This window comes from Mesorhizobium sp. M0060, assembly GCF_040323155.1.
GTDB lineage: Bacteria > Pseudomonadota > Alphaproteobacteria > Rhizobiales > Rhizobiaceae > Mesorhizobium.
Genome location: NZ_JAMYUP010000006.1, coordinates 85,487 through 111,983, shown reverse-complemented (window position 1 = coordinate 111,983; position 26,497 = coordinate 85,487). Strand labels below are relative to the sequence as shown.

Annotated in this window: 23 protein-coding genes; 8 read left to right on the top strand and 15 right to left on the bottom strand. The window is 63.3% G+C overall.

The annotated features are described in order from the left end of the window. Positions 1-5: 5 nt before the first annotated feature. Positions 6-1,424 (bottom strand): FAD-binding oxidoreductase, encoded by a 1,419-nt coding sequence (locus NKJ94_RS08820; protein ID WP_352524358.1) that lies wholly within the window; start codon positions 1,422-1,424, stop codon positions 6-8. A 119-nt stretch (positions 1,425-1,543) separates the two neighbouring features. Between NKJ94_RS08820 and NKJ94_RS08815 the strand changes: the two genes are divergently transcribed. Beyond that, positions 1,544-2,050 carry a thioesterase family protein gene (locus NKJ94_RS08815; protein WP_352524356.1) on the top strand — a complete coding sequence of 169 codons (507 nt, stop codon included), beginning with the start codon at positions 1,544-1,546 and terminating at the stop codon, positions 2,048-2,050. Positions 2,051-2,175: 125 nt separating this feature from the next. After that, positions 2,176-2,373 (top strand): hypothetical protein, encoded by a 198-nt coding sequence (locus NKJ94_RS08810; RefSeq protein ID WP_023676715.1) that lies wholly within the window; start codon positions 2,176-2,178, stop codon positions 2,371-2,373. A 22-nt stretch (positions 2,374-2,395) separates the two neighbouring features. Here the strand turns inward: NKJ94_RS08810 and NKJ94_RS08805 are convergent, their stop codons facing one another. Continuing rightward, positions 2,396-2,875: an Lrp/AsnC family transcriptional regulator gene (locus tag NKJ94_RS08805; protein WP_352524479.1), complete on the bottom strand. Its 480-nt coding sequence runs from the start codon at positions 2,873-2,875 to the stop codon at positions 2,396-2,398. A 90-nt stretch (positions 2,876-2,965) separates the two neighbouring features. Here NKJ94_RS08805 and NKJ94_RS08800 point away from each other — a divergent pair, with 90 nt between their 5' ends. Continuing rightward, positions 2,966-3,874, top strand: a complete 909-nt coding sequence (locus NKJ94_RS08800; protein WP_352524355.1) for an EamA family transporter — start codon at positions 2,966-2,968, stop codon at positions 3,872-3,874. Here the strand turns inward: NKJ94_RS08800 and NKJ94_RS08795 are convergent, their stop codons facing one another. Further along, positions 3,875-4,768 (bottom strand): dienelactone hydrolase family protein, encoded by an 894-nt coding sequence (locus NKJ94_RS08795; protein ID WP_352524354.1) that lies wholly within the window; start codon positions 4,766-4,768, stop codon positions 3,875-3,877. A 414-nt stretch (positions 4,769-5,182) separates the two neighbouring features. Here NKJ94_RS08795 and NKJ94_RS08790 point away from each other — a divergent pair, with 414 nt between their 5' ends. Then, positions 5,183-5,614, top strand: a complete 432-nt coding sequence (locus NKJ94_RS08790) for a hypothetical protein (RefSeq protein ID WP_352524353.1) — start codon at positions 5,183-5,185, stop codon at positions 5,612-5,614. Between the two features lie 8 nt (positions 5,615-5,622). On the opposite strand, the gene NKJ94_RS08785 is transcribed toward NKJ94_RS08790, so the two are convergent. Further along, on the bottom strand, positions 5,623-7,935 hold the full coding sequence (locus NKJ94_RS08785; RefSeq protein WP_352524351.1) for a glucose/quinate/shikimate family membrane-bound PQQ-dependent dehydrogenase: 2,313 nt from the start codon (positions 7,933-7,935) through the stop codon (positions 5,623-5,625). A 265-nt stretch (positions 7,936-8,200) separates the two neighbouring features. Between NKJ94_RS08785 and NKJ94_RS08780 the strand changes: the two genes are divergently transcribed. The 3 genes from NKJ94_RS08780 (at position 8,201) to NKJ94_RS08770 (ending at position 13,682) form a co-directional block, all read left to right on the top strand. Further along, positions 8,201-9,040: a DUF2059 domain-containing protein gene (locus NKJ94_RS08780; protein WP_352524350.1), complete on the top strand. Its 840-nt coding sequence runs from the start codon at positions 8,201-8,203 to the stop codon at positions 9,038-9,040. A gap of 92 nt (positions 9,041-9,132) precedes the next feature. Further along, positions 9,133-11,853: an ATP-dependent helicase gene (locus NKJ94_RS08775; protein WP_352524348.1), complete on the top strand. Its 2,721-nt coding sequence runs from the start codon at positions 9,133-9,135 to the stop codon at positions 11,851-11,853. Between the two features lie 59 nt (positions 11,854-11,912). Next, positions 11,913-13,682 (top strand): hypothetical protein, encoded by a 1,770-nt coding sequence (locus tag NKJ94_RS08770; RefSeq protein ID WP_352524347.1) that lies wholly within the window; start codon positions 11,913-11,915, stop codon positions 13,680-13,682. 6 nt (positions 13,683-13,688) lie between these two features. Here the strand turns inward: NKJ94_RS08770 and NKJ94_RS08765 are convergent, their stop codons facing one another. The 5 genes from NKJ94_RS08765 to NKJ94_RS08745 all read right to left on the bottom strand — a co-directional run bounded on the left by NKJ94_RS08765 (position 13,689) and on the right by NKJ94_RS08745 (position 18,674). Then, on the bottom strand, positions 13,689-14,738 hold the full coding sequence (locus tag NKJ94_RS08765) for an ABC transporter permease (protein ID WP_352524346.1): 1,050 nt from the start codon (positions 14,736-14,738) through the stop codon (positions 13,689-13,691). Then, positions 14,735-15,532 carry an ATP-binding cassette domain-containing protein gene (locus NKJ94_RS08760; RefSeq protein ID WP_352524344.1) on the bottom strand — a complete coding sequence of 266 codons (798 nt, stop codon included), beginning with the start codon at positions 15,530-15,532 and terminating at the stop codon, positions 14,735-14,737. Before NKJ94_RS08760 ends, NKJ94_RS08765 begins: the two co-directional genes overlap by 4 nt. Before the next feature lie 86 nt (positions 15,533-15,618). Further along, positions 15,619-16,632, bottom strand: coding sequence for a substrate-binding domain-containing protein (locus NKJ94_RS08755; protein ID WP_352524342.1), 1,014 nt, complete (start codon positions 16,630-16,632; stop codon positions 15,619-15,621). 102 nt (positions 16,633-16,734) lie between these two features. Then, positions 16,735-17,643 (bottom strand): sugar phosphate isomerase/epimerase family protein, encoded by a 909-nt coding sequence (locus tag NKJ94_RS08750; protein ID WP_352524340.1) that lies wholly within the window; start codon positions 17,641-17,643, stop codon positions 16,735-16,737. Continuing rightward, the gene (locus tag NKJ94_RS08745; protein WP_352524338.1) at positions 17,640-18,674 is read right to left on the bottom strand and encodes a Gfo/Idh/MocA family protein; all 1,035 of its coding nucleotides are present in this window, start codon (positions 18,672-18,674) and stop codon (positions 17,640-17,642) included. Before NKJ94_RS08745 ends, NKJ94_RS08750 begins: the two co-directional genes overlap by 4 nt. Positions 18,675-18,870: 196 nt before the next feature. On the opposite strand from NKJ94_RS08745, the gene NKJ94_RS08740 reads away from it, so the two are divergent. Further along, positions 18,871-19,896 carry a LacI family DNA-binding transcriptional regulator gene (locus NKJ94_RS08740; RefSeq protein ID WP_352524336.1) on the top strand — a complete coding sequence of 342 codons (1,026 nt, stop codon included), beginning with the start codon at positions 18,871-18,873 and terminating at the stop codon, positions 19,894-19,896. 31 nt (positions 19,897-19,927) lie between these two features. Here the strand turns inward: NKJ94_RS08740 and NKJ94_RS08735 are convergent, their stop codons facing one another. Genes NKJ94_RS08735 through NKJ94_RS08710 form a run of 6 tightly spaced genes read right to left on the bottom strand, consistent with a single transcriptional unit; the run spans position 19,928 to position 26,359 of the window. Further along, on the bottom strand, positions 19,928-20,824 hold the full coding sequence (locus NKJ94_RS08735; protein ID WP_352524333.1) for a ribokinase: 897 nt from the start codon (positions 20,822-20,824) through the stop codon (positions 19,928-19,930). Further along, a complete protein-coding gene (locus NKJ94_RS08730; RefSeq protein ID WP_352524331.1) occupies positions 20,821-21,696 on the bottom strand; it encodes a MurR/RpiR family transcriptional regulator in 876 nt (291 codons plus the stop codon). Before NKJ94_RS08730 ends, NKJ94_RS08735 begins: the two co-directional genes overlap by 4 nt. Beyond that, on the bottom strand, positions 21,693-22,670 hold the full coding sequence (locus NKJ94_RS08725) for an ABC transporter permease (RefSeq protein ID WP_352524329.1): 978 nt from the start codon (positions 22,668-22,670) through the stop codon (positions 21,693-21,695). The genes NKJ94_RS08730 and NKJ94_RS08725 overlap by 4 nt, the downstream gene beginning before the upstream one ends. Positions 22,671-22,686: 16 nt before the next feature. Beyond that, the gene (locus tag NKJ94_RS08720) at positions 22,687-24,213 is read right to left on the bottom strand and encodes a sugar ABC transporter ATP-binding protein (RefSeq protein ID WP_352524327.1); all 1,527 of its coding nucleotides are present in this window, start codon (positions 24,211-24,213) and stop codon (positions 22,687-22,689) included. A 57-nt stretch (positions 24,214-24,270) separates the two neighbouring features. Beyond that, positions 24,271-25,329: a sugar ABC transporter substrate-binding protein gene (locus NKJ94_RS08715; protein WP_352524325.1), complete on the bottom strand. Its 1,059-nt coding sequence runs from the start codon at positions 25,327-25,329 to the stop codon at positions 24,271-24,273. Positions 25,330-25,369: 40 nt separating this feature from the next. Beyond that, positions 25,370-26,359, bottom strand: coding sequence for a TIM barrel protein (locus NKJ94_RS08710; protein ID WP_352524323.1), 990 nt, complete (start codon positions 26,357-26,359; stop codon positions 25,370-25,372). Positions 26,360-26,497: the final 138 nt, after the last annotated feature.

Below are 26,497 nucleotides of genomic sequence, written 5' to 3'. Positions count from 1 at the left end.
CGCCGCTATTGCCCAACTGCCGGCAATATCTTGCCTGGGTTCATGATGTTCAGCGGGTCGAGCGCCTGCTTGATCGTGCGCATGATGTCGACGCCACGGCCGAGTTCATGCCGCAGGAAGCCGATCTTGCCTTGCCCTATGCCATGCTCGCCGGTGCAGGTGCCGTCCATGGCGATGGCCCTCATATTGAGCCGCGCGACGAATTTTTCCGCCAGCGCGATCTCCTTCGGATCGTCCACGTCCATCAGCACCAGCACATGGAAATTGCCGTCGCCGGCATGGCCGACGATCGGCGCGATCAGGCCCATCTCGGCGATGTCCGCCTCGGTCTCGGTGACACATTCGGCAAAGCGCGAGATCGGCACGCAGACATCGGTCGACAATCCCTTGGCGCCCGGCCGCAGCGTCAGCGACGACCAGTAGGCATCGTGCCTGGCCTTCCACAATTTCGTCCGCTCTTCGGCGACGCTGGTCCACAGGAACGGACCGCCGCCATTTTCCTCGGCGATCATGCCGAAGGTTTCGGCCTGCTCGGCGACGCCGGCATCGCTGCCGTGGAACTCGACGAACAGGCACGGGCTCTCCGGATAATCGAGCTTGGAATAGGTCTTCATCGCCCGCATCTGCAGCGCGTTGACCAATTCGATGCGTGCCACCGGAATGCCCATCTGGATGGTCGCGATCACCGCATTGCAGGCCGCCTCGACACTGGGAAATGGGCAGACGCCGCCCGAAATCGCCTGCGGAATGCCCTGCAGCTTCAAGGTCAGCTGGGTAATGATGCCGAGCGTGCCTTCCGAGCCGATCAGCAGCCGTGTCAGATCGTAGCCGGCCGAGCTCTTTTTCGCGCGATTGCCGGTGGTTACCGCCTCGCCGTCGGCCATCACTGCGGTCAGCGACAGGACGTTTTCGCGCATCGTGCCGTAGCGCACGGCGTTGGTGCCCGACGCCCGCGTCGCCGCCATGCCGCCGAGCGAAGCGTTGGCGCCCGGGTCGATTGGAAAGAAGAGGCCGGTGTCGCGCAGATACCGGTTGAGGTCCTCACGCGTCACGCCGGGCTCGACGGTGCAATCGAGGTCCTGCGGATTGACCGCGATGATGCGGTTCATCCGTGAGGTATCGAGCGAGATGCCGCCGCCCGGCGCATTGGTGTGGCCTTCCAGCGAGGAACCGACGCCAAAGGCGATCACCGGCACACGATGTGCCGCGCACGCGCGCACGATTTCCTGCACCTCCGCCGTCGTCTCGGCAAAGGCGACGCCGTCCGGCGCCTGGGTCGGAATGTAGGTGGTGGTATGCGCGTGCTGGGCGCGGATCGCCTGGCCGGTCTGGAATCGCTCGCCGAGCCGCTGCTTGAGGATGCCGAGCACGGCGGCGATGCCTTCTTCGTTGCGCTCGACCGGGTTGAGGTCGCTTAGAGCCATCGATTCCTCCGCGAATGGACCAGCGTCCACCCTTGTTATGCATCTAGGGATGCGTAGTCTCACCAACCACGCTCTGTCCAGTCCACGCTCGTTTCAGCATGACGATGAGGAAGTTTCCGATGCCCATCCCAGCCCCTTTCGTCTCTCACGCCATGGACATCGAGGAGGCCTGGATCGACTACAACGGCCATCTCAACATGGCGTACTACAACGTGCTGTTCGACCGCTGCTCCGACGAAGCCTTCGAGATGATGGGGATGGGGCCGGATTATGTGAAAGAACGGCGGCTCACCATCTACACGGCGGAAGTCCATGTCTGCTACGTCCAGGAGCTGCATCTCGATCACAAGGTCACGGTCTCCTTCCAGCTGCTGGACCATGACGAGAAGCGGCTGAGGGCCTATCAGGAAATCCGCCATCTCGACGGCTGGCTCGCCGCCACGTCCGAAACGCTGTCGCTGCATGTCGACATGTCAGGCCCGAAGGTGGCGCCCTTCCCCGCCGACGTTCTGGCCAAGGTTGAAGCGATGCGCGCCGCCCATGCGGCGCTGCCGATGCCGGAGCGCGCCGGCCGTTCGATCGGCATTCGTCGCAAGACGCTTGAACCGCCGTCAGACCGCCGTTAACCTTACCAAGGTTTTAACGTGAACAAGCCGAATTGAGGCGTTGAACGACTCAGCGCGGCGTTGGAAAACCATCCGCATCGAATTGCGATACGGGCGGCGGGGCGAAAGCGGTTCGGGGAACGTGCATGAAAACCGACATCAAGGTCGAGGCGGACAGGCTGGCGGCTGACCCACGCATTACCGATTATGATTTCTGGCGCTCGCTGAAGAACCTCAACAACGAGATCTTCCACATCGCCAACAACAACGAGCCGATCCCTTTTGCCATGATCCGCTGGCGCGCCATCCTGAAGCAAGCGCGGATGAAGCGCGGCCACGCCTGACGGGACCTTCATTCCCTCCACATCAAGGCAGCCGTTTCACCGCCCCAAGCGGCGAGCGCGCCACGACAGGCGACGACTGGATGATCGCCGTGTTGGTCATCGCATAGGGAATGATCCGGTCGATCACCCGTTCGAGTTCGGCCACCGAGCCGACATGCGCCAGCGCGATGAAACAGTCCTCGCCGGTCACCCGGTCGCATTGGGCGATTTCCGGCAGCTCACGGATGATCTCGGCCACGACAGCCAATTGCCCCGGCACCGGCCTGATCCGCAGCCATGCCGACAATTTCATGCCGAGCGCGGCCGGATTGATGCGCACCGTATAGGCCTCGATCACGCCGCTTTCCTGCAGCCGCTTGATGCGCTCGGCGACGCTCGGCGCCGACAGGCCGACCGATCGCGCCAGTTCGGCAATGCTGGTGCGCGCGTCCTTTTCCAGCACGCGCAGGATTTTCAGGTCCGCCGCATCCAGATCGGGATTTTCATTTCGAAGGCGTTTCAGCGGACTGCTCCTTGCTTTCGGAAAGGAAATAGCCACAGCGCCCGGCCATCATCCATGTAAATCGAAAAAGTTGCCTGCGATACTGATCCCATGGAAGATCGGACGCAAGCCCCCGCGGCAAGTCCGGCACTCGCCGGCCCCGCCTTTACCTTGGCAAACTCGGTGCCGCCGCATCTCTGGTTCGGCGTCAGCGCCGTGTTCCACTATCTCGGACCGGCCTTCGCGGTGCTGCTTTTCCCGCATGTCGGCGTGCTCGGCATGGCGTGGCTGCGCATCGCCACCGCTGCGCTTGTCTTTGCCCCGCTGACCCGGCCATGGGCGGTCTTCACCCGCGCTGATCGCTCGACGCGGTTGTTGCTTCTGGCCTTCGGCGTCTGCCTTGGCGTGATGAATTGCTCGTTCTACCTAGCGCTTGACCGCTTGCCGATCTCGCTGGTGGCGGCTATCGAATTCGTCGGCACCATCGGCGTCGCGCTTGTCGGCCTCAGAAGCCCGCGCAATCTCGCCGCCCTTGCCGTCGCGCTCGCCGGAACCTTGCTGCTGATAGACGTCAAATGGTCGAGCGATCCTGTCGGCCTGTTCTGGGCCTTCCTCAACGGGGCGCTGTTCGTCTTCTATATCGTGCTCGGCCACCGCGTCGCGCGCGCCGGCGCCGGCAATGGCATCGCGGGACTGGGTGCCGCCATGGCGGTCGCCCTTTTCATCGTTCTGCCGATCGGGTTTAGCGATGCACTGCCGGCGTTCTCGGCGCCGCCGCTGCTGCTTGCGGCGGTCGGCGTCGGCATCTGCTCGTCCGTCATTCCCTACATTTGCGACCAGCTTGCCATGTCGCGGCTGCCGCGCTCCAGCTTCGCGCTGATGCTGTCATTACTGCCGGTCACCGCAACGTTGATCGGCGTCATTGTGCTGCGGCAGGTGCCGAGCCTCACCGACTGTCTCGGCATCGCCTTGGTGGTGGCCGGCGTCGCCTTTCACAAACCGGCGCCGGCGCCCGCCTGATCAGGCCAGCTTCTCCTTGAGGAAGGCGATCGTCCGCCCCCAGGCGAGGTCAGCCGCCTTCTTGTCATAGCGGGCCGCCGATGTGTCATTGTTGAAGGCATGGTTGGCGCCTTCATAGACATAGACTGAATATTCGACATGAGCCGCGTCGAGTTCCTTCTTGAAGGCGTCGATGCCCGCATTGGTGCGGGTGTCGAGCCCGGCATAGTGCAGCATAAGCGGCGCCTTGATCTTCGGCACGTCCTCGGCCTTCGGCTGCATGCCGTAATAGGCGACGGCGGCGGCAAGATCCGGTGCGTTGACGGCCAGCATGTTTACCGTGCCGCCGCCCCAGCAGAAGCCGACGGCGCCGACCTTGCCGTTGCCGTCCTTGTCTCGCTTGAGGTAGGCGATCGTTGCGACTGCATTGGCGGAGACCTGTGCTGGATCGAGCTGCGAAAACAGGTCACGCGCCCTGTTTTCATCGTCCGGCGTGCCGCCGAGCGGCGTCATGAAGTCCGGCGCAAGCGCCACGAAGCCTTCCAGCGCAACGCGCCGCGCCACATCGCGGATATGCGGGTTGAGCCCCCGGTTTTCATGCACGACGATGACCGTGCCGAGCTTACCGGTCTGATCCGCCGGCTTGACCAGATAGCCCTTCATCTCGCCGCCGCTGCCCGGATAGCTGATGTCCTCGCCTTTCACGCGCGGATCGTCTTCCGCGACGATTGCCGCCTGGGCCGAATTCGCCGTCAGCAGCGGCGCGATCGCGGCCGCTGCCGCACCCGATCCGGCAAGCCTGGTCAACTGCTCCATGAAGCGCCGCCGGTCGAGCGTCAGATGCGTGTATTCGTCATAGGCATCGATCATCGCCTGGGTGATGGCAGGCTTGGCGGGGCCGGCAGGTGTTGTCATGGCGCGCGCTCCTCGGGCATCGGGCATCGCCCCCCGCGGCAACATAGTGCCGAAGCTTGCCCGGTCCAGTCACGGCTGAGTGAGGGCTGCCATAAGTCCCTGCACGATGGCCGTGATGCCCCGCGCGGCGCTGTCATTAAATTTCGGTCATTTGTGGCAATTCTAAATGCACGCACCACCATATAAAACAAACTTACCAGGCTAGGCCTCGCTCGCGCCATTTGGCGAGGAAAGAATGCCTGATTGACGACGAGGAATTACGCCCATGACCTTTCCCTCCCCGCTTCTGGCAAGTGGGTTCGCACTCGCCGCTATGGCTTTGCTGGCGCTGCGGATCACCGCCGCTAGACGATCGATGGTCAAGGCCCGCGGCAACCGGCACCGCCCCACAATCAGCAAAGGCTGAGGAATATCATGGACGTTCAGGACATCATCAACACCGTCTCCCAGAAGGCCGGTCTCAACCAGGCCTTGACCGAAAAAATCGCCGGCACGATTTTCTCGGTGCTCGAACACGAGGCGGAAGGCACGACCCTGTCCAGCTTCTTCGCCAAGATTCCGGGCGCCGAGGCCCTGGCCAAGCAATATGATGTCATGGCTCCCGGCGCGGCTTCCGGCGGTGGCCTCCTGTCGTCGCTGGAGGGCGCGCTCGGCGGCGCTCTCGGCGAAAAGACCGGCGCGCTGATCAACGGCGTCGCCATACTCAAGGCGTCAGGCCTTACTCTCGCACAGATCAGCCAGGCCGGCACGATGCTGGTCCAGCAGGCCGAGACAGCCGCCGGCCCGCAGCTGACCAATGAGGTACTTGCATCGGTACCCGACCTGAAAGGGCATCTCGGGCTCTGAAGGACCTTCTACTTCGGCAGCGTATAAGCCATCACATAATCACCCGGCTTGGTGCCGACCGAGCCGTGGCCGCCGGCAACGATGACGACGAACTGGCGTCCGTCGGCTACCGTGTAGGTCATCGGCGTCGACTGCCCGCCCGCCGGCAGCCGCGCCTGCCAGAGCTGCTTGCCGGTCGTCAGGTCGTAAGCGCGCACATAGTCGTCGACCGCCGCACCGAGGAAGGCGACGCCGCCGGCGGTGATCATCGGCCCGCCAATGCCGGGCACGCCGACCTTGAATGGCAGCGGCAGCGGCGTCATGTCGTAGACGGTGCCGTTGCGGTGCTTGTAGACGATCTTGCCGGTCCGGAGATCGGCACCCGCCACATAGCCCCAGGGCGGCGCCTGGCAGGGAATGCCGAGCGGCGACAGAAACGGCTTCAATATCACTGCGTAAGGCGCACCGTCATTGCGGTTGAGGCCCTGTTCGCTGCCTTTGGTATCGCCCGGCGGCGGCACGTCGGCGCGCGGCACCAGTTTGGAGATGAACGCCAGGTATGTCGGCATGCCGAACATTACCTGCCGGACCGGATCGACTGCCGCGCCGCCCCAGTTGAAGGTGCCGAAATTGCCGGGATAGATCAGTGAGCCTTGCAGCGACGGGGGCGTATAGCGGCCCTCATAGCGCAGCTTCCGGAGCTCGATCCGGCAGGCCAGCTGGTCGAACATGGTGATGCCCCACATGTCGGCGCCGGTCAGCGGCTTCGGATTGAAGCTCAGGTCCGAGACCGGCTGCGTTGGCGAGGTATGGTCGCCCTCGATCGCGCCGCCCGGTGCCGGCACTTCCTTGACCGGAACGATCGGCTCGCCGCTGCGCCGGTCGAGCACGTAGAGGTCGCCCTGCTTGGTCGGCCCGACCAGCGCCGGCACCACGCCGCCAGCCGTTGTGATGTCGACCAGCGTCGGCTGCGCCGGCACGTCCATGTCCCAGAGATCGTGATGCACGGTCTGCCGCACCCAGCGCAATTGACCACTGTTGAGGTCGAGCGCGGTGATCGAGGAGGAGAATTTCTCGTCATTGGCGCTGCGCCCGGCGCCGAGCTGGTCCGGCGTCTTGTTGCCGAGCGGCACATAGAGCAGACCGAGCTTCTCGTCGGCGCTCGCCGTCGACCACATGTTGGGCGAGTTGTGGGTATAGGTCTGGCCGGGCGGCAGCGGCGTCGTCTGGTCCGGATTGCCGGAATCCCAGTTCCAAATCAAGGCGCCTGTGTCGACGTCAAAGGCACGAATGACACCGGACGGCTCCTCGGTCGAATAATTGTCGTTGACCGCGCCGCCGACGATGATCTTGTTGGCGACGATCAGCGGCGCCGACGTCGAATAATAATAGCCCGGCTTCGGATATGGCATGTTGGCGAGCAGGTTCAGCGTGCCGGTTTCGGCAAATGTCGGACAGACCTGGCCATTCGCGGCGTCGAGCGCGATCAGTCGGGCGTCGGATGTCGGCAGATAGATGCGTGTGGCGCAGGGCTGGCCAGCGGCGGTCTTGGCGTCGGCATAATAGGACACGCCGCGGCAGGTCTGGTGCTGGCGGTCCTTGTTGAGCTTGACCTGTGGATCGAAGCGCCATTTCTCCTTGCCGCTCGCGGCATCGATGGCGATCGCGAAATTATGCGGCGTGCAGATGTAGAGCGTGTCGGCAATCTTCAGCGGCGTCACCTGATAGGTCGTCTCGCCGATGTCGTCGGGCCCTTTCACGTCGCCGGTCTGATAGGTCCAGGCCGGCTGCAGATTGGCGACGTTTTCCGGGGTGATCTGGTCGAGCGGCGAATAGCGCTGGCCATATTGCGTGCGACCGTAATAGTGCCATTCGCCGGCCGGCACGTTGCCGCCGAGATCGGCCGTCGGCGTCACCTTGTCGGTGTTGAGTTGGCCGGCAATATCCTTCGGATCGGTCGTCATCGAATAACCGGCGACGCCGAGCGATGCCAGCACCGCGAGGATCAGCGGCGCGCGTCCGTCGGGACCGGTAAGCCCGCGCCGCGCCCATGGCGTCAACAGCCACAGCGCGACAAGCACGATAATGCCGCCGCGCGGGCCTAGCTCCCACCAGTCGAAGCCGGTTTCCCAGACAGCCCAGGCGAGCGTGCCGAGCACGATCGCCGCGTAGAGCCACAGCGCCGTGGATCTGCGCCTGTAGAGCAGCCAGGCGGCGACAAGGAAAGCCATACCGGCGATGACGTAATACCAGCTGCCGCCCAGCGTCACGAGCCAGATGCCGCCGCCGCCAAGCGCCAGGCCGATGAGGAAAAGGATCAGGGAGGTGATAACGACAGCCAAGACGGTGCTCCTTCGACTGGTGTGCTCCGCGACGCGTCCATGGGCAACCCGGCATTGCGCTCCTGCCCCGAGCACAACTTTCTCCGGCCCGCCTTGCGTGTCAAGCGAGCTCGAAGCAATCCATGATCGGACCAACGAGGACGCTGCTGATTTTCACGCTTAATGGCAAATTCGAGGCCACACGCTAAAGTAGCGATCTCACCTTGCCGGTATCCAGATTTTCCAGCAATCTGCCTTGAGCCACCGAAACCTTGGAGCAACCAGAGTGACGTCATTCCTTGTGCCTACGACGCGAGCAGTGCTTGTCGTGTGTGCTCTCCTCCTCGGCCTGGTCGCCGCGACAGTGGCCGCGCCGGCACAGACGATCGGCGAGATCAACAGGGCAAACGGTTTTCATGAGATGCTGATGGGCATTGGTCCCAATATCGCCAATGGCATAAAGTCCATACCGGAACCCCTGTCGAAAAATTTCCATGAAGCCTGGTCGGCTGCGATGGAAGGCTCCTTTGACGGCGCCAGAATGGAGACGGCCGTCGAATCGCAGATGGCGGACAAGCTGGCCGCTGCCGATCTGTCCGATCTTGCCACGTTCTACGCTTCGGCTTTGGGCAAACGCGTGACCGCTCTGGAAATTCAATCGTCTGGTTCTGAAGGTAAGGAAAGCAAGAGGACAGACGGCAAACGCATCCTCGCCGAGCTTCCATCCAAGGATGCGGTCCGTCTCGAATTGTACAGGAAGATCATGGATGACATCAGCGCCGTCGACACGGGAGAAGCAATGGCGCTGAATATAGGCTACGCGATGTTTTCTGGCGTACTGGGAGCGGCAGGAAAACCCCTCCCGGATGACCAGATCATGGCTCTGGTGCATCGGCAATACGCAAAAGTTCGTCAGACAATCGAAAAAAACGTCATGGAAAGTGCTGCCTACACATACAGGGATCTGCCGCTTGAAGAGCTCAAACTTTATTCGACATTCCTGGCGTCGTCCGCCGGACACCACTACTACGATCAGATGCTGACTGCTCTGAGCGCGGTGATGGCAGTGGAAGCGCGCTCGTTCGGACACCGATTGTTCGTCGCGCTTGGTTACCGCAAGGCCTGAGCAGGCGGGTATCACACCGTTCAGGTGCTTTGCCGGAACAAAACGGAGACACTTCTGGCCTTTCCCTGCCGAATCACTACATTCGGGGGGAGATGTCCGGCTTTTCGGAAGACATGCCCTTTTTTGACGAACCGAACGCGCGGCCCGTGGCCCCGTCGGGCATTGCCGCGCGCGCCATGGCTGCCCGCAGCAATCAAAACAACGCGCCCGATTATCTCAACGGCCTCAACCCCGAGCAGCGGCTGGCGGTGGAAACCACCGAAGGCCCGGTCCTTGTGCTGGCCGGCGCCGGCACCGGCAAGACGCGTGTCTTGACCACCCGCATCGCCCACATCCTTGCCACCGGCAAGGCCTTCCCCTCGCAGATCCTCGCCGTCACCTTCACCAACAAGGCGGCGCGCGAGATGAAGCAGCGCATCGGCCTGTTGATCGGCGAAGGCAATGTCGAGGGCATGCCGTGGCTCGGCACCTTCCACTCGATCGGCGTCAAGCTGCTCCGCCGACATGCCGAGCTGGCCGGGCTCAAATCCGACTTCACCATTCTCGACACTGACGACGTCGTGCGCCTGATCAAGCAGTTCATCCAGGCCGAAGGGCTGGACGACAAGCGCTGGCCGGCCAAGCAGTTCGCCCAGATGATCGACGGCTGGAAGAACAAGGGCCTTGGCCCCGCCGACATCCCCGAGGGCGACGCCCGTGCATTCGCCAACGGCAAGGGCCGCGAGCTCTACAAGGCCTATCAGGAGCGGCTGCAGACGCTGAACGCCTGCGACTTCGGCGACCTGCTCTGCCACCCGATCCGCATCTTCCGCGCCAATCCGGATGTGCTGAAGGAATACCACAAGCGCTTCAAATACATCCTCGTCGACGAATACCAGGACACCAACACCGCCCAATACATGTGGCTGCGCCTGCTGGCGCAGCGGCCGCAATCCTCCCCCCTTGAGGGGGAGGTGCCCGCGAAGCGGGCGGAGGGGGTTGCCGCAGAAGGCACCGCCAGTGCGTCGAGCACTGCCGCCAGTAGGTCGAGCACTGCCGCACGGACCCCACCCGACCGGGCTTCGCCCGGCCACCCTCCCCTCAAGGGGGAGGGAAGCCCGCGCCCGGCCACCGTCAATATCTGCTGCGTCGGCGACGACGATCAGTCGATCTATGGCTGGCGCGGCGCCGAGGTCGACAACATCCTGCGCTTCGACAAGGATTTCCCAGGCGCCACCATCATCCGGCTGGAGCGCAACTACCGCTCCACCGCGCACATCCTCGGCACTGCCTCCCATCTCATCGCCCACAATGAGGGGCGCTTCGGCAAGACGCTGTTCACCGAAAAGATCGCCGAGGACGACGAGAAAGTGCATGTCCACGCCGCCTGGGATTCAGAGGAGGAGGCCCGCGCCGTCGGCGAAACCATCGAGGCCTACCAGCGCCAGAAGCACAAGCTCAACGATATGGCGATCCTCGTCCGCGCGTCCTTCCAGATGCGCGAGTTCGAGGACCGCTTCGTCACGCTCGGCCTCAACTACCGCGTCATCGGCGGCCCGCGCTTCTATGAGCGGCTCGAGATCCGCGACGCCTTGGCCTTCTTCCGCGTCGTCGCGCAAGGCGCCGACGACCTCGCCTTCGAGCGCATCGTCAACGTGCCGAAGCGCGGGCTTGGCGAGGCCACCATCCGCCAGATCCATGATACCGCACGCGCGCTGCGCATCCCGATGCTGGAGGCGGCGGCAAAACTCGCCGAGAGCGACGAGCTGAAGCCGAAGCCGCGCGCCGCACTTCGCGAGGTCGCCGCCAATTTTGAACGCTGGCAGAAGGCTCTGGAAACCACCCCGCACACCGAGCTCGCCGAGACCATTTTGGAGGAGAGCGGCTACACCGACATGTGGAAGAACGACCGCTCGGTCGAAGCGCCGGGCCGGCTGGAAAACCTCAAGGAGTTGATCCGCTCCATGGAGGAGTACGAATCGCTGCGCTCCTTCCTCGAACATGTCGCACTCGTCATGGACGCCGAGCAGAACGCCGAGCTCGATGCCGTCAACATCATGACGTTGCATTCGGCCAAGGGCCTCGAATTCGAAACCGTGTTCCTGCCCGGCTGGGAGGAAGGCCTGTTCCCGCACCAGCGTTCCCTCGACGAGGGTGGCCGCTCCGGGCTGGAGGAGGAACGCCGCCTCGCCTATGTCGGCCTGACCCGCGCCAAGAAGAACCTGCACATCTGGTTCGTCTCCAACCGCCGCATCCACGGCCTCTGGCAGTCGACCATCCCGTCGCGCTTCCTCGACGAACTGCCGGAAGCCCATGTCGAAGTTTCCGAGAGCGGCAACTCCTATGGCGGCTACGGCAATGCCTATGGCGGCTCGTTCGCCTCCGGTCGTGGCGGCCAAGGGGCGGGCAGGCAGAACCCCTATGGAGCATCGCGCTTCGACAACATCGGCGGCAATAACGGCGCCGAGAAATCCGGCGCTTTCTCCAGCACCTATGCGACGCCGGGCTGGCAGCGTGCTCAGGCCAACCGCACCGAGGCGACCGACCGCAATTGGGGCACGCGCTCCGGCCACCAGGTCGAGCGCATCGGCTATGGCGAAACCGACTCCGGCTACGGCGCCGGCCGCACCTCGATCAAGGGCCGCACCATCGATGGCGAGCTGGTCGCCAAATCCGTCGCCGACACGCCGTCCCCCTTCAATGTCGGCGACCGCGTCTTCCACCAGAAATTCGGCAACGGCAACATCTCGGCCATCGAAGGCAACAAGCTGACCATCGACTTCGACAAAGCCGGCCAGAAACGCGTGCTGGACGGGTTTGTGACGGGGGTGTGATATCTGAATATCTATTTAAGACATACAGAAATCCGTCAACGCCATTGAAGATACAAGAATTGAAAAAGCCATTTGAATACCTATCAGATTTTCCAATTCCAGATGCGTTTTTGCCAAACAGGCTTCGAACTCTGCTCGAACCTATTAGCCCAACTTCACGACAGGTGGTGGAAGTCACCTCTCGATTTGAGGTCGATATACACGGGCCTGACCGTGAGTGTGTTCACATGCTTATGGCAGTTGTGGTGGCCAACGACGACCACGAGATGACGCCACTACTGGATGAGGCAGGATACGGGGTCGTTGCTTTTTCTGTACCTTTTTTTGACAAAAAAGGCAGCTCGAGGATCTTCTCTCCATCTGTTTCGGGACATGAATACATCGTTGCATCATGGGGCAACGGCTCATTTTACACCTATAATCTCGCCGAGAAGGTCTGGATGGCGCTGGGGCTTTCACCTCGTTGCGTCGGAAACGAAAGTCAGAGAGTCGTCTATGACGATCTCTCACTGCCAGAATTCAGCGTGGCAGAAGGTGAAATTTCGAACGAGTTTTATTGGAGAGCCTCACGCAATATTAGCTGGAAGATGTCCAACGAATACCTGCGTAAATATCTCTGGATGCGCGGTGCACATGGAGTACGTGTATTTTACTACCAAAAACTTCTTCCGGATGTTTCTGAACTCCGAGATTTAATGCAGGGGAAAAGTCATACCGCAATCAAACCCAAAGGCGGTTGGTATGAACTGGATATCCGTGAGCATCAGAACGGACTTCTAATTCAGGTATGGGCAACCGTTAACGCCGTCTCGCCTGAGCTTAGTCCCGAGCAAAGCGCAGATGGAGTCATCTGGCCTGATATAGCAGATACCATGACCCACGCTCGCGCAGACGCACTTGTGGAGCGTAATGTCGTCTTTCTAAATGACAAATTTTTACAGCGGTATGAACAAAGCGACTTCTACGACACTACACCTGTTAACGGCCATGACCGTTGGTGGTGCAGTCCTTCTTACAGGGGGCAGTGGGGCTTTAGTGATTGCGTTCGCGTAGGCCGCAATCTTATCCGTGTTCCAATGAGGGATCTCTATAAACCGAAACCCGATCGTGAAATATTGCACGCACATGGTTTCGCAATGGCGGCGGCGGATGTTGCGCATTTCGATCTGTTGGAAGAGCATATCGTTTCAAAAGTGCAGCGTCTTCTCGATCAACTACTTGATCTAGGTGACAATCTTTGCGCAATTGCTGCAATCGTCGGCATACAAAAAACGGCAACCGATCTAGTTGGGTTTTCAAGAGCGGAAGTCCGCGCAAACGGTTGGCTCGCCTACCCTCAACTCTCGCGTCTAGCCCAAGTCGCGCCCTTAGATATGAGTCAGCAAGCGTTTCTGGCCAGATGCAAGAGTCTGCATGAAATTTCGCAGTGCGTGCCGGATGGGTTCCTCAAATCCCCCTTGGAAAAAGCTGGATGCGCCCGAGCAACAGTTAAACAACTCGGAGGTCTCAAGCTATTAGAAAGCCTCTTGAATATCGTCGAACGCCTTAATGCCAACGAGGAACTTAGGGATGCCTTCCAAAGCGAGGTAGAGCCCGAGGGTTGGCGTAGCAGGAATGCCGCAATGGCACCTCTGTTTCTAAATAATGATCTAAGAATCGCTGACGCACACGAAACGATTGGGGAGACTTTGCAAACGCTCCGGAAACTTGGATTTGATACCGCGAACCTAAACGACGGATATGGCCGAGCTTTGGATTCCGTTACAGATGGCATTATCGACGGATTTTCGCGGATAAATCATGCAATTGTCGACTTGTTAAGTCGTTAGAGCCCCTCACCGATACCGCGCCTGGTTCCATTTGTGGCCGAGCAGCGACAGGATGATGATCAGGCCGTTGAAGAACTGGACGTAGAAGCCGCTCAGTCCCGCCGCGACGACGCCGGTCTGGATGAAAGAGACCGTGACCGCGCCAATGGCACCGCCGACGACCGTGCCGATGCCACCCCAGGTCGGCGTGCCGCCGACGAACACCGATGCCAGCACCGGCAGCAGGTAGCCGTCGCCGGCGGTCGGCCACCAGGTGAAGTTGATCATCACCGAAAACGTGCCGGCGATCGCAGCGCCAATGCCAACGAAGACGAACACTTTTACCCGCACGCGCTTGACGTCAATGCCCATCTGCTGGGCGCTGTCGGGATTGTCGCCGACCACCTTGACCTGGGCGCCGAAACGATGGCGGTTGTAGAGCAGCGCCGACAGCACGACGAAGGCGATGGCCCAGAAGATCTGCACCGGAATGCCGTAGAGCTGGCTGGAGAAGATCTTGTAGGCCCAGCTGTCGGCAAGGCCGGTCAGCGCCGTCGACCTGCCCTCGTTGATGATCTGGATCAGGCCGCGCAGGAGGAAATTCATGCCGAGCGTGGCGATCAGCGACGACAGCCCGCCATAGACGACCAGCGAGCCGACCAGGAAGCCGAGCAGCATGCCGGTGACGATTGCGGCGGCGATGCCGAGGAACGGATCGTAGCCGGCCTGCACGACCAGCGCGAAGACCCAGGAGGCAAAGCCCATCGTCGCCGGAAACGACAGGTCGATCTCGCCGCAGGTGACGACGAAGACCAGCGGCACCACCACGAACAGCGCCACCGGCAGCGTGGTCAGCACGGAACTGTAGAGATACCAGGTGGTGAACACGATCGGGTTGGCGATCATGAACACCGCCATCATGACGATGAACACGGCAAGCGTGCCGAGCGCGGCGCGGTTGTCGAGGATGAACCCGCGCAGCCAATTGTCGGACGGGTGTCTCCACTCTTTCCCGGCGGTTTCGCCATGCGTGCCGCCGAGGGGGCTCTGCAGATCGGGTTCCATGGTCTTGCTCATCGTGCCGCCCTCCCCGCATCGCCCGCGTCGTGCAAGCCCGGCAATCCGCTGGGGTGGGCGACGTCTTCCATGAAATTGATCAGGTCTTCGGCCGATTTGACCTCCCTGCGGTCGGCGGTGAGCGCGACCTTGCCGCGGTCCAGCACCACGAAGCGATCGGCGATATCGAAGACGTGGTGAATATTGTGGCCGATGAACAGGATCGAGCGTCCGCTCGCCCGCACCTGGCGCACGAAGTGGAAGACCTTGGCGGTCTCGGTCAGCGATAGCGCTGTCGTCGGTTCGTCGAGGACTATCAGCTCCGCCTTCTTATAGATGGCCCGCGCGATCGCCACGCCCTGGCGTTCGCCGCCCGAGAGCTGGCCGACGATCGACTGTGGCGTGAACACTTTCGAGGTGAAGCCGATCTCGCGCATCAGCCGGCTCGCCTCCGCGATCTCCTTGTTGACCTTCAGCCAGCCAAGCCAGCCGGTGAGTTCGCGGCCCATGAAGATATTGCGCACGATCGTCTGCTGCACGGCGAGCGCCCGGTCCTGGAACACGGTCTCGATGCCGGCGTCGCGCGAGCGCGCAGGGCTCCATCCGGTCACCGGCTTGCCGCGGACGAGAATCTCGCCGCTGGTCGGTTTGACCACGCCGGACAGGATCTTGATCAGCGTCGACTTGCCGGCGCCGTTGTCGCCGATCAGGCCGACCACCTCGCCGCGATCGACGCTGAGATTGACCCCGCCCAGCGCATAGACCTGGCCATAGGACTTGCTGATGTCGCGCAGTTCGATGATGCGTTCGGCCATGGCGATCCTCGCTTGATTGTCGCGTGCCGGCTTTTTCGCCGGCGGTCCCGCCGGCCGGGCTCGATCCCGGCCGACGGCTTGGGAGGTCAGCGCAGCGCCTGCTTGGCGAGCTCGGCGACGATCTCGTAATTCTGTGGCGTGACGAAGCCGGCGCCGGTGTCGACATTCATCGGCGCAAGGCCGAGCACCACCTGCTGGCAGAGGCTGAGGATCGGCAGATAGCCTTGCAGGAACGGCTGCTGGTCGGCCGTCAGCTGGACCCAGCCGCCCTTGAAGCCCTCGACGATCTGCGGGCTGGTGTCGAAGCCGAAGTTGAAGATATCGCCCGGCTTCCTGCCCGCCGCCTGCATGTAAGTGGCGACGTTGCCGAGCATCTGTCCACCGGGATAGCCAACCGCCTTGACGTCGGGATTGTTGAGCAGTGCCGCGGTGATCACCGGAATGGCGAGATTGGGGTCGGAAGCCCATTCGCCGCTTGGCGGCGAGGAGAGCTGTATGACCTCGACGCCCGCCTCCTTGAGGGCAGCGACAGTGCCGCGCTCGCGCGCGCCGCGGCTTTCGTTCTCGAACGGGCCGATCATGATCGTCTTGTCGCCGGCCTTGAGCCCGGCCAGCTTGACCGCCTCGGCGCCAAGCGCGCGGCCCTGCTGCTCTTGCTGGGCGCCGACATAGCCGCCGCCGAACGCCGCCGTGACCTTCGGCACCGGCACATTCTGGTACATCATCTTGATGCCGTCCTTGTGCGCCTGTTCGGCCAGCGGCATGATCGAAGCGTCGCCCGGGTGGCCCATCATGGCGATGCCGCCGGGCTTGACCGCGACAGCCTCGCGCAATTGCTGCACCATCTTCTCGACATCCCACTGGGAAAAGATGTAGTCGACCTTGGGTCCGAGATCGGCTGCCGCCTGCTTGGCGCCATTGTAGACGATGGTGCCGAAGGCATCGCCCTCGGCGCCGCCGACGAAGAAGCGGATATGGACGTCCTTGCACCATTGGGCGTCGAGCGCCTGCGCCGGCAAGGTCGAGAGTGCGGCGGCGAACGCCGTGACGGCCGCCGCGACGGTCGAGCGCAGAACTGTCCTTCTCATCGTAATGCTCATGCACGTTCCTCCCTTTGTTCCCTCGCTAGCCGAGGGGTTTCGACGATCGCTTCGGCAATGCGCCGCAATGCTCACTAGCCGGCTCCTCCCGCCGGCCGATCCTCAAGCTGGGCTCGGCAGATAGGTCGTGCCTCCTCTGCATTGCTTGAGATAGTCAAGTGCTCGGACTTGTCCGGTGATCTCGAGGTCGCCGCGATAGACCGGGTCGTGCCAGCCTTCGATGTCGATGGCGCCCTTGTAGCCGGCGAGCCGCAATTCGCTGATCACCCGCGTCCAGTCGCTGTCGCCAAAGCCTGGCGTGCGCATCTGCACGAATGGCAGGCGGCCGAACACGCCATGCTCGCGGATCACGTCCCAGCGCACCGTCGCGTCCTTGCCATGGACGTGGAAGATGCGCGGCGCCCATTTGCGGATCTGCGGGATCGGGTCGATCAGGTAGACCAGCTGATGACAGGGCTCCCACTCCAGGCCGAGATTGTCGTCCGGCAATTCGTTGAACATCAGCTCCCAGGCGTCCGGATTATGGGCGATGTTCCAGTCGCCGCTCGCCCAGTTGCCGTCCATGGCGCAGTTCTCGAAAGCAATGCGCACGCCCTTGTCAGCAGCACGTTTTGCCAACTTCCCCCAGACCCCGCGGAAACGTGGCAGGCTGTCTGGCAGCGGCTTGCCGCGGATGCGGCCGGTGAAGCCGCTGACCATGCTGGTGCCGAACAGATGCGCGTTGTCGATGATCGTTTCCCAGGCCTGGAGGACGCCGCGATCGACTTCGCCGCTCTCCAGCGGATTGCCGAACACGCCGATCGACGAAATGACGACATCGGCATCGCCGATCGCCTCGCGGATCTCGCCTGCCAGCCGTGGAATGTCCTTGCCGCCCAGCGTCTGCCAGAAGAACGGCTGGATGCTCTCGAAGCCGAGCGGCAGAATCTGCCTGATATAGGCGGCCGGGTCGTCGAGATTGGCCCTCACCATTGTGCCGATCCTGATGTCGAGCAGCGGGTTTGGCATCATGATCCTTCCTGTGCTGTGATAGCGACCCGGCGCCCGGTTTCGGCGCTCTCGATCGCAGCGAAAACCATGGCCAGGCTCTTGATGTTGTCGGCGCCGCGCGTCTCCGGCTCGGTGCCGGTTTCGACGGCGCGGACGAAATCCTGGATAATGCCGAGATGGCCGCCGACGCGATCGGCCGGGTCGAGCGGCGGCACGGCTATCGGTTCGGTGCGGTCGAACAGGCCTTCACGGACCGGCTGCACGACTTCCGCCTTCAGCCCGTCCTCGCCGTCCCAGACAATGCTGCCGCGCTCGGCGACGATCCGCCATGTACTGTCCCAACTGGTGCGGAAGCCGGCCGCGCACCAGCTGCCGGCATAGGTGAACAGCTTGCCGCCGCCGAGGTCGAAGCTTGCAGTTGCCGACGACCCTTGCCGATACCAGGAATTGGTCGGCTCCCACTCCTGGCAATAGACGCCGGCCGGTTCGCCGGCCACCATGTAGCGGGCCGCGTCGAATGTGTGGATCGCCATGTCGAGCAGCAGCACATGGCGCATCTCTTCGCGAAAACCGCCGAAATGCGGCGCAACGAAGAAATCGGCGTGGATGCTGGTTGGCGCACCAATGGCGCCGGAATCGAGAAAGCGCCGGATGCGCCTGACATTGGCGACATAGCGGCGGTTCTGAACGACGGCATGGATACGCCCAGCGCTGCCGGCGGCCTCGACAATGGCACGCGCATTGTCCGGGCTGTCGGCGAGTGGCTTTTCGGTCAAGAGATGGCAATGATGGGCAAAGGCGGAAAACGCGACCTCGCGGCGGGCTGCCGGAACCACCACGTCGAACACCGCGTCGGGCTTAGTCTGGTCGAGCACGGCGTCGAGGTCGGTTCCGATGACGGCGCCGGAAAGCTCGTATTCGCGCGCCCTCGCCCGCGCCCTTTCGGCGTCGAGATCGACCAGGCCGACAATGGCGAGCCCGTCGATCTGCCTGGCCGCATCGAGCCAGGCCTTGCTCATCGCTCCGCAGCCGACCAGGACGACATTGATCATCCAGTGCTCCTCCCTCTCGGCCCCTCCAGACCGATCCTCACGGCGTTCACGGCAGGGCCGTGAAACGTTTTCCGTAAACGTTTACGAGAACACACCCGGTGGCGTAGAATGTCAATTGGCCGGCTGCGAAAAATCGTGGTGTCGGCTTGGCCCGGAGAGCAGCCGGTGCTAGCCAAGCAAGGGGGAGAACTGTCCTTTGGCGTCCAGCATTCACGACCTTGCGCGTCACCTGAACATTTCGATCGGCACGGTGTCGCGCGCGCTCAACGGTCGCGCCGACGTCAATGCCGACACACGCCAGCGCGTGCTCGATGCGGCCAAGAAGCTGAATTATTCGCCGAACCAGTCCGGCCGCAGCCTGCGGCGCGGCGCCACCCATTCGGTCGCCTTCATGCTGCAGCCGCATCCGGGCGACCAGGAATATGGCGAGCCGTTCTTCATTCCATTCCTGACCGGGCTGCAGGCCAAGCTCGCCGAAAGCGGGCTCGACCTGATCGTGGTGATGGGCGCGCCGGGCGACTATCAGCAGGAGCGCCTGCGCCGTGTCGTCGAGACCCGCCGGGCCGATGCCGTGGTGCTGGCCTGGACGCGGCGCGAGGACGAGCGCATTGACTATTTGACCCAGGCCGGTTTCCCGTTCGCGACGCTCGGCCGCAGCCGTTCCGGCGGCGATTCCTACCCCTCGCTCGATCTGGACTTCGAAAAAGCCGGAGCAGACGCGGTCGATCGTCTCGTCGCGCGCGGTCACCGCCGCATAGCGGCCATCCGCCCGTCGCTCGATCTCAACTTCGGCTATCTGTTTCTCGCCGGATATCGCAAGGCGTTGCGGCGGCACGGCATTGAGTTCGACCCCGAGCTGATCGCGGAAGGCTTCATCAACGAGGCCGGCGGCTACGCGGTGACGCCCAAGGTCATGCGCTCCAAGGACCCGCCGACCGCCATCATCTTCAACAACGACGCGATGGCGCTTGGCGGCTGCAAGGCTCTGGCCGAGGCGGGCATCAGGCCCGGCCACGACGTTGCGGTGATCGTCATCGTCGACACGCCGCTCTGTCGCTATTTTTCGCCGGCGCTGACCGGCTTCCGCCCGGCGCTGGAGCCGATGGGCGAGCGGCTGGCCGAAATGCTGCTGGCTTCGATCCCGGCCTTCGCCGGCACCGAAGGCGCCCGCATCATCCGCGAAGTCTGGCCGCTGGAGCTGATCGCGCGCGACAGCGACTGATCAGGGCAGTCACTGAGCAGGCCGGCCTTGCTCAAAGCCGCCCGCGCTCGCGCTCCGGCGTCGCGACCAGCAAGGCCGCGGCGGTATTGGCGGCGGCAAGGGCCGCCTCGACAGGCTCTCCACGCGCAAGCCCCGCCGCGAAGGCCCCAACGAATTGATCGCCGGCACCGTGGGTGCTGATGACCTTCACCGGCATCGCAGGCAGGGCGAACGCCTGGCCGTCGCGGTCGCGATAGGCGACCCCCTCGCCGCCGGCGGTGACGATCGCAGCCGGATAGAAACCGACGAGCATACCGGCCGCCTTCGCAGCACCCTCGAGCGTGTCGACGACCGGAACGCCGGCCAGGAATTCCGCCTCAATGGCGTTGACGATGACGATGTCGGTGAGCGCGATCAGTTCGGCTGACAGCTTTCGCGCGGGTGCCGCGTTGAGGACGACGCAGCCGCCATGCGCCTTCACCGCCCGCGCCGCGGCAATATTGGCAGCTTCCGGCACCTCGTTCTGCAACAGCAGCACCGCCGTTTGCGCGATCAGCTCGGCCGCCTCTGCGATGTCCTTTTCGCCCAGAGTAAGGTTGCTGCCCGAGACGATCACCGCGCCATAGTCGCCGCTGTCGTCGAAGGTCGCTACGCTCATGCCCGAGCCGCCGCCGAAAGCCACCCGCACGAGGCGCCGGTCGACGCCGTTGCGGTCGAGATTATCGAGGAGCGCGCGTCCGAAATCGTCATCGCCGACAACTCCGATCATTGCCGCACGCACGCCGGCCCGCGCTGCCGACACCGCCTGGTTGCCGCCCTTGCCGCCGCATTTTGGATGCCAGGCATGGCCGGTCACCGTTTCGCCCTTGCGCGGGCGATCGGGGGCTTCGACCATGATGTCGTAATGCAGGCTGCCGAATACGGTCACCAGCGGCGGGGAAGCCGTCATGTGCCCTTATCTTTCCGCTTCGACGTCACCGCAGACATGGTGCGGCCGAGATTGCGCTCCGCCGCCCGGTAGTCGCGTTGCGCGACCGCCACGAACAGCGCGTCGAGGATGTTGAGCTGGGCAATGCGCGCCGCCGCGTTCTCACCCATCAACGGCGAGCCTTGCGCGGTCGAGCAGAGCACGATGTCGGCGACGGCTGCCAATGGCGAGTTGTCGTAGTTGGTGATGGCCAGCGTGCGCGCGCCGCTTTTGCGCGCAAGTTGGATGGCGTCGATGACGGCGCTGGTGTTGCCGGAATGCGAGAAGCCGACGGCGATGTCGTCCGCGCCGAGCAGCGAGGCCGACATCAGCATCATGTGCGAATCGTCGTAAACGGAGGTGCGGATGCCGATGCGCAGGAATTTATGCGAGACGTCGCGTGCGATCTGCGCCGACCCGCCGACGCCGTAGAAATCGCGATTCCTGGCGCGGTAAAGCAGATCGGCGGCACGGTCGAAATCGTCCATGTCGAGGATGGCGAGCGTCTCCTCCAGCGCCTGGATAGAGGTGCGGAACACCTTCTGCACGATCTCGGCCGAACTGTCGTCCACCGACAGCTCCTGATGCATCTCGGCGGTCGGCAGGCGGCTGTATTCATAGACCGCCGTGCGAAAGTCGCGATAGCCGGAAAAACCCAGCTTCTTGGCGATCTTGACCACCATCGCCTCCGAGACACCGGCCTCCTCGGCGATCTGCTTGAGCGGTATGGTCTCGTCGAAGCCGCGCCGTCCGAAGACGGTTTCAACCACCTTCGCCTCGAGCGGCGTCAGATGCGGCATCATCATGCGAATGCGCGGTCCTACTGCTTTCAGGTCCAGCCCGGTCAAGGTCATCCACGTCCCCTCGTCACGCGATCGATAAGCATCGCGGCGAGGATTATAAGGCCAGTTGCCAGCAGCTGATAGAAGGACTGGACATTCATCAGCGTCAGGCCGTTGCGCATAGCGCCGAGGATGACGGCACCCAGAATGGTGCCGACCACGCTGCCCTTGCCGCCCATCAGCGAGGCGCCGCCGATGGCCGCCGCGGCGATCGCGTCGAGCTCCCAGAGGTTGCCGAGAATCGGCTCTGCGGCACCCAGTCGGCCGATCAGGATCTGCGCGGCAAGAGCTGCCAGCAGGCCCGAGATCATATAGGCGGCGATCTTGGTGCGGGCGATCGGCACGCCGGCTATGTAGGCCGCCTCCTCATTGCCGCCGACGGCGAGCAGATATTCGCCGAACGGCGTCTTCTTGAGGATGATCCAGGCAACCAGCGCGACCACGGCCACGATGACGACCGCCAACGGCAATCCGAACAGCGAGCCATTGAAGATGGCGCGAAAGCCGGCAGGCAGGCCGAGCACCGGATTGCCGCCGGTATAGATCAGCGCCAGCGCCCGGTAGGTGCTGAGCGTTCCCAGCGTGACGATGAAGGGCTGCAGCCCGACATAGGCGACCAGCACGCCGTTGAGCAGGCCGCAGGCGAGGCCGATGGCGAAGCCGGCGGTGATGGCCAGCGGAAACGGCACGCCGGCAACCAGCATCGAGGCCGAGATGACGGCCGAAAGAGCTGCCGTCGGCCCGACGGACAGATCGATGCCGCCCGAGATGATTACCAGCGTCATGCCCAACGCCAGGCAGGCGTTGATGCTCGATTGCTGCAGGATGTTGATCAGGTTGCGCTCGGCAAAGAAGCCCGGGACCAGTGCCCCGAAGACGGCGAGGATCACCACCAGGCCGATCAGCGTACCGGCGTCGCGCACGGAAAACCGGTGCAGGAAATCGGCCGCTGGGCGCGTTACTGTGTGTTCGGTTATATCGGTCATCCGCTGGTCCTGTCCGTTATGCACCGGCCCGACGGCGTTGCGCCTTGCCGGCCTGAGTCTCCGTTTGGGGTATGGCGTGCGCGGCGATCGCCTGTTCGCTGAGACTTGCGCGGCCCAGTTCGGCGGCGACCGTGCCGTCGCGCATGACCAGCACGCGGTCGGCGAGCCGGATCACCTCGGGCAACTCGGACGAAACGACGACGACCGAATGGCCTTCGGCGGCGAGCTCCTCGATCAGGTGGTAGATCTCCGCCTTGGCGCCGACATCGATGCCGCGCGTCGGCTCGTCGAACAGAAGGATCCGCGTTCCCGCCGCCAGCCAGCGGCCGATGATCGCCTTCTGCTGGTTGCCGCCGCTGAATAGGCGGATCGGCCGGTCGAGCAGGAACGGTCTGAGATTGACGCGTTTCATCTTCTCGGCTGCCACGCGCTTCAGCCGGCGGTGGTCGATGAGGCCGCGCGGCGCGAACACGCTCATCGAGGCCAGCGCCATGTTGCTGTAGATTGACCGCAACGGCACGATGCCTTCGCGCTTGCGCTCCTCCGGCACCAGGCCGATGCCGGCCGCGATGGCGTCGCGCGGACTGGAAAGTTTTGTCGCCTTGCCGTCGATCTCTATTGTGCCTGATGAGACGCGGTCGGCACCGGCCAGCAGCCGCAGCAGTTCGGTGCGGCCCGAGCCGACCAGGCCGGCAATGCCCAGCACCTCGCCGCGATGCAGGTCGAACGAAACGTCGTGGACCTTGGTCGCCGAGGCGAGGCCACGCACGCGCAGCCTGATCTCGCCGGAAGCATGCGGGCGGTGCTGTTCCTGGGCAAGCTCGCGGCCGACCATCATCGAAACGACGGCCTTTTCCGACACCTGCGCCAGATCAACGGTTTCGACCACGACACCGTCGCGCATGATGGTGGCGCGCTGGCAGATGCCGAACACCTCGTCCAGCTTGTGCGAGACATAGACGACCGCGACACCGTCGCGCGCCAGACCGGCAATCACCTCGGCCAGCCGTTCGAACTCGCTCGGCGTCAGGCTGGATGTCGGCTCGTCCATCGCCACGATCCTGGCGCGGTCGAGCAGCGCCCGGGCGATCTCGACGATTTGCCGCTGCGCGACCTTCAGGCTGCCAAGCGGGGCTGCCGGATCGATGGTCGGGTCGATGGCGGCGAGAGCTTCCGCAGCGCGGCGTTCCTGCTCGCGCCGGTCGACGAAGACGCCGCCGCGCGTCAGCGGACGGCCGAGGAACATGTTCTGGGCGACGCTTAGGCGCGGCACCTGCTGCAATTCCTGATGGATCATGGCCACGCCCGCGGCGCGTGCCGCGACCGGGTTGTTCAGCGTCACCGGCTTGCCGTCGATCAGCACGCTTCCCGCTGTCGGCCGGTAGACGCCCGACAGGATGCGCAGCAGCGTCGACTTGCCGGCACCGTTCTCGCCAAGCAGGCCATGGATTTCGCCGGCGCCGACCGAAAAGGACACATCGCTCAGCGCCCGCACGGCCGGAAACACCTTGGAAATGCCCTCGAATTGCAGCCGCGCTGACATTGCTTCAGTTCTCCAGGCAAGGGTGCCGACCCAAGGCCGGCACCCGCCGCCCCTGCTCTACTGGCCCGCTGCCGCGTCCTCGAGCAGCGCCTTGCGCACGGCATCGCCGCCGCCGGAGTAACGGTCGGCATTGTCCTTGGTGATCAGCGCCTGCGGCGTGGCGACGACGCGCGGCAGCTTCTGCCCGGCCACCAGTCGCAGCGCCGATTCCAGCGCCACCTCGCCGGTCAGCACCGGGAAGCTGTCGACGGTACCGGTCAGCTCGCCGGCGCGGATCGAAGCGTAGGCGTCGGAAATGCCGTCGGTGCCGAAGACGGCGACCTTGTCCTGCAGACCGGCCGCCTTGACCGCTTCGACGATGCCCAGCGCCATGCCGTCGTTGTTGGCATAGAAGCCGATCAGGTCGGGGTGCTGCTGCAGGATGTTGGTGGCCGCGTCGTAGGAGGTCTGGCGATCCCAGTTGCCGGGGACGCTGGCAACAACCTCGAACTTGCCGGCTTCAGTGATCGTGGTCTTGAAGCCGTCGGTGCGCTGGACGGCGGCGTAGACGCCGGCCTGGCCTTCGACGATGGCGACCTTGCCCCCATCCGGCCGGTTCTTGATGAACCATTTGGCGACGCGCACGCCATTGTCGCGCTGGACGTTGCCGACATAGTACTCGGCCTGCGGGATGACTGCGTCATTGACGTTGACCACCGGCATGTTGGCGGCCTTGGCCTGTTCCATGATCGGCTGCAAGTTGGAGTCGGTCTGCGGCGAGACGAGAAGCACGTTGTAGCCTTGCGTGACCAGGCCTTCGGCGATGGTGAGCTGGCCGAGCTGGTCGCCCTCGCTCTGCGCCGCCTGGTAGACGATGGGCACACCGATACGGTCGCCGAACGACTTGTAGCCCTCACCCAGCGAGCGCCAGTATTCGTTGGTCAGCGTCTTGGAGACCGCACCCGCCTTGGTGCCCTCGGGCAGCTTGGGGAAAGCCCCGAACTTGGCCTCGAGCTGCGACCAGTCGATGCGATCCTTCTCGGTGTCGGAATTGAGTGGCGCGAGGTCCGCGGAAAAGGCCGAGCCGATGGACAGCGCCATCAGGCCAGCGGTAGCGGTGGCAAGCAGAAATTTCATGGTCTTTCCTCCCTTGTTGAAAACGGCAATGGCGCGGGCCTCAGCTGTCCGGCCCGAGCATGGCTTCCTGGATGATGGCCTGCGACGCGACCGCGTCCTGACGGTCGACGGCGGTGGAAAGGCGGTTGTCCTTTTCCAGCCGATCGACGACGCGCAACATGCGCTTGACGGTCGCGATGTTGACTTCGCATTCGTGGACCGGATCGAGCCCGGTCATGTCGGGGAACGTGTCGAAATAGATGGCGCCGGCGTAGCCGTCGCGGCGGATCTGCCTGAGCAGCTCGATCGTCTGAACCGTATGCACCGCGCCGACCATCAAGCCGTCGTCGCGCTTGGCGTAGCCATCGTTGAGGTGCACGCCGAGCAGGTTGCTGTGCCGTGCCACGAGTGCGGCGGCGAAAGCCGGCTGCTCGTCGGCATAGAGCACATGGGCGAAATCGAGCGTCACGCCGAGATTGGGCAGGCCGATCTCGCGGATCGCCAGCAATGTCGTCGCCGCATCGGGCATCAGGCTGTAGGAGCGCGGCTCGTTGGGTTTGTATTCAAGGCTGATCCGGCAGTCCGGATCATGCGTCGCAACTTCACGAATACCATCGATTTCGTGTTGCCAGAGCGCTGCGTAGTCAGCCTGGAAGGCATAGTCGAAGCCATCCTGCCCGAGCCACAAGGTCATCAGGCTGGCGCCGGCCTCGCGCGCGGCGTCGATGCCGGCCTTGGTCAGGTCGATGGCCTCGCGGCGAACGGAAGGATCCGGGTTAGTGAAGGCGCCGAGCTTGAAGGCCGGATTAGAGTAGTAGCGCATGGCGAAACCATTGATGGAAAGCCCGAGATCGCCAAGTTTCCGCGCCATTTCCGCAGGCTTTTCATCGACATGGTCGGGAAAGTTGAGGTCGAGATCGGTCAACTCTGCAACCTTCGCTGCACGCGCCGCCATCTGCAGCATGGACGGTTTGCCGACAAGATCAGGCCACTCGGCCTGCGGCCGCGAGGCAAAGGAATTGAGGCGGGTGGCGAAACGATAGACTGTCATCGGTGACCTTTCATTGTCATAACTTCACATAAGAATGATTATTTGTAAAGTTGTTAATTGCCCTCTCGGCGGCGACGAGTTCGCCAGACCCAGGCCAGTTGCAACCGCATGGGGACAAGCAAGCGCGGCACTGTCACG

Coding starts and splice junctions, on each gene's coding strand:
- NKJ94_RS08795 (WP_352524354.1), bottom strand. CDS start 4,768: ATGACAACACCTGCCGGCCCCGCCAAGCCTGCCATCACCCAGGCGATG.
- NKJ94_RS08755 (WP_352524342.1), bottom strand. CDS start 16,632: ATGAGCATTACGATGAGAAGGACAGTTCTGCGCTCGACCGTCGCGGCG.
- NKJ94_RS08790 (WP_352524353.1), top strand. CDS start 5,183: ATGGACGTTCAGGACATCATCAACACCGTCTCCCAGAAGGCCGGTCTC.
- NKJ94_RS08735 (WP_352524333.1), bottom strand. CDS start 20,824: ATGACGGCTTCCCCGCCGCTGGTGACCGTATTCGGCAGCCTGCATTAC.
- NKJ94_RS08765 (WP_352524346.1), bottom strand. CDS start 14,738: ATGAGCAAGACCATGGAACCCGATCTGCAGAGCCCCCTCGGCGGCACG.
- NKJ94_RS08775 (WP_352524348.1), top strand. CDS start 9,133: ATGTCCGGCTTTTCGGAAGACATGCCCTTTTTTGACGAACCGAACGCG.
- NKJ94_RS08815 (WP_352524356.1), top strand. CDS start 1,544: ATGCCCATCCCAGCCCCTTTCGTCTCTCACGCCATGGACATCGAGGAG.
- NKJ94_RS08710 (WP_352524323.1), bottom strand. CDS start 26,359: ATGACAGTCTATCGTTTCGCCACCCGCCTCAATTCCTTTGCCTCGCGG.
- NKJ94_RS08725 (WP_352524329.1), bottom strand. CDS start 22,670: ATGACCGATATAACCGAACACACAGTAACGCGCCCAGCGGCCGATTTC.
- NKJ94_RS08745 (WP_352524338.1), bottom strand. CDS start 18,674: ATGATCAATGTCGTCCTGGTCGGCTGCGGAGCGATGAGCAAGGCCTGG.
- NKJ94_RS08810 (WP_023676715.1), top strand. CDS start 2,176: ATGAAAACCGACATCAAGGTCGAGGCGGACAGGCTGGCGGCTGACCCA.
- NKJ94_RS08760 (WP_352524344.1), bottom strand. CDS start 15,532: ATGGCCGAACGCATCATCGAACTGCGCGACATCAGCAAGTCCTATGGC.
- NKJ94_RS08820 (WP_352524358.1), bottom strand. CDS start 1,424: ATGGCTCTAAGCGACCTCAACCCGGTCGAGCGCAACGAAGAAGGCATC.
- NKJ94_RS08730 (WP_352524331.1), bottom strand. CDS start 21,696: ATGACCTTGACCGGGCTGGACCTGAAAGCAGTAGGACCGCGCATTCGC.
- NKJ94_RS08800 (WP_352524355.1), top strand. CDS start 2,966: ATGGAAGATCGGACGCAAGCCCCCGCGGCAAGTCCGGCACTCGCCGGC.
- NKJ94_RS08720 (WP_352524327.1), bottom strand. CDS start 24,213: ATGTCAGCGCGGCTGCAATTCGAGGGCATTTCCAAGGTGTTTCCGGCC.
- NKJ94_RS08715 (WP_352524325.1), bottom strand. CDS start 25,329: ATGAAATTTCTGCTTGCCACCGCTACCGCTGGCCTGATGGCGCTGTCC.
- NKJ94_RS08750 (WP_352524340.1), bottom strand. CDS start 17,643: ATGATGCCAAACCCGCTGCTCGACATCAGGATCGGCACAATGGTGAGG.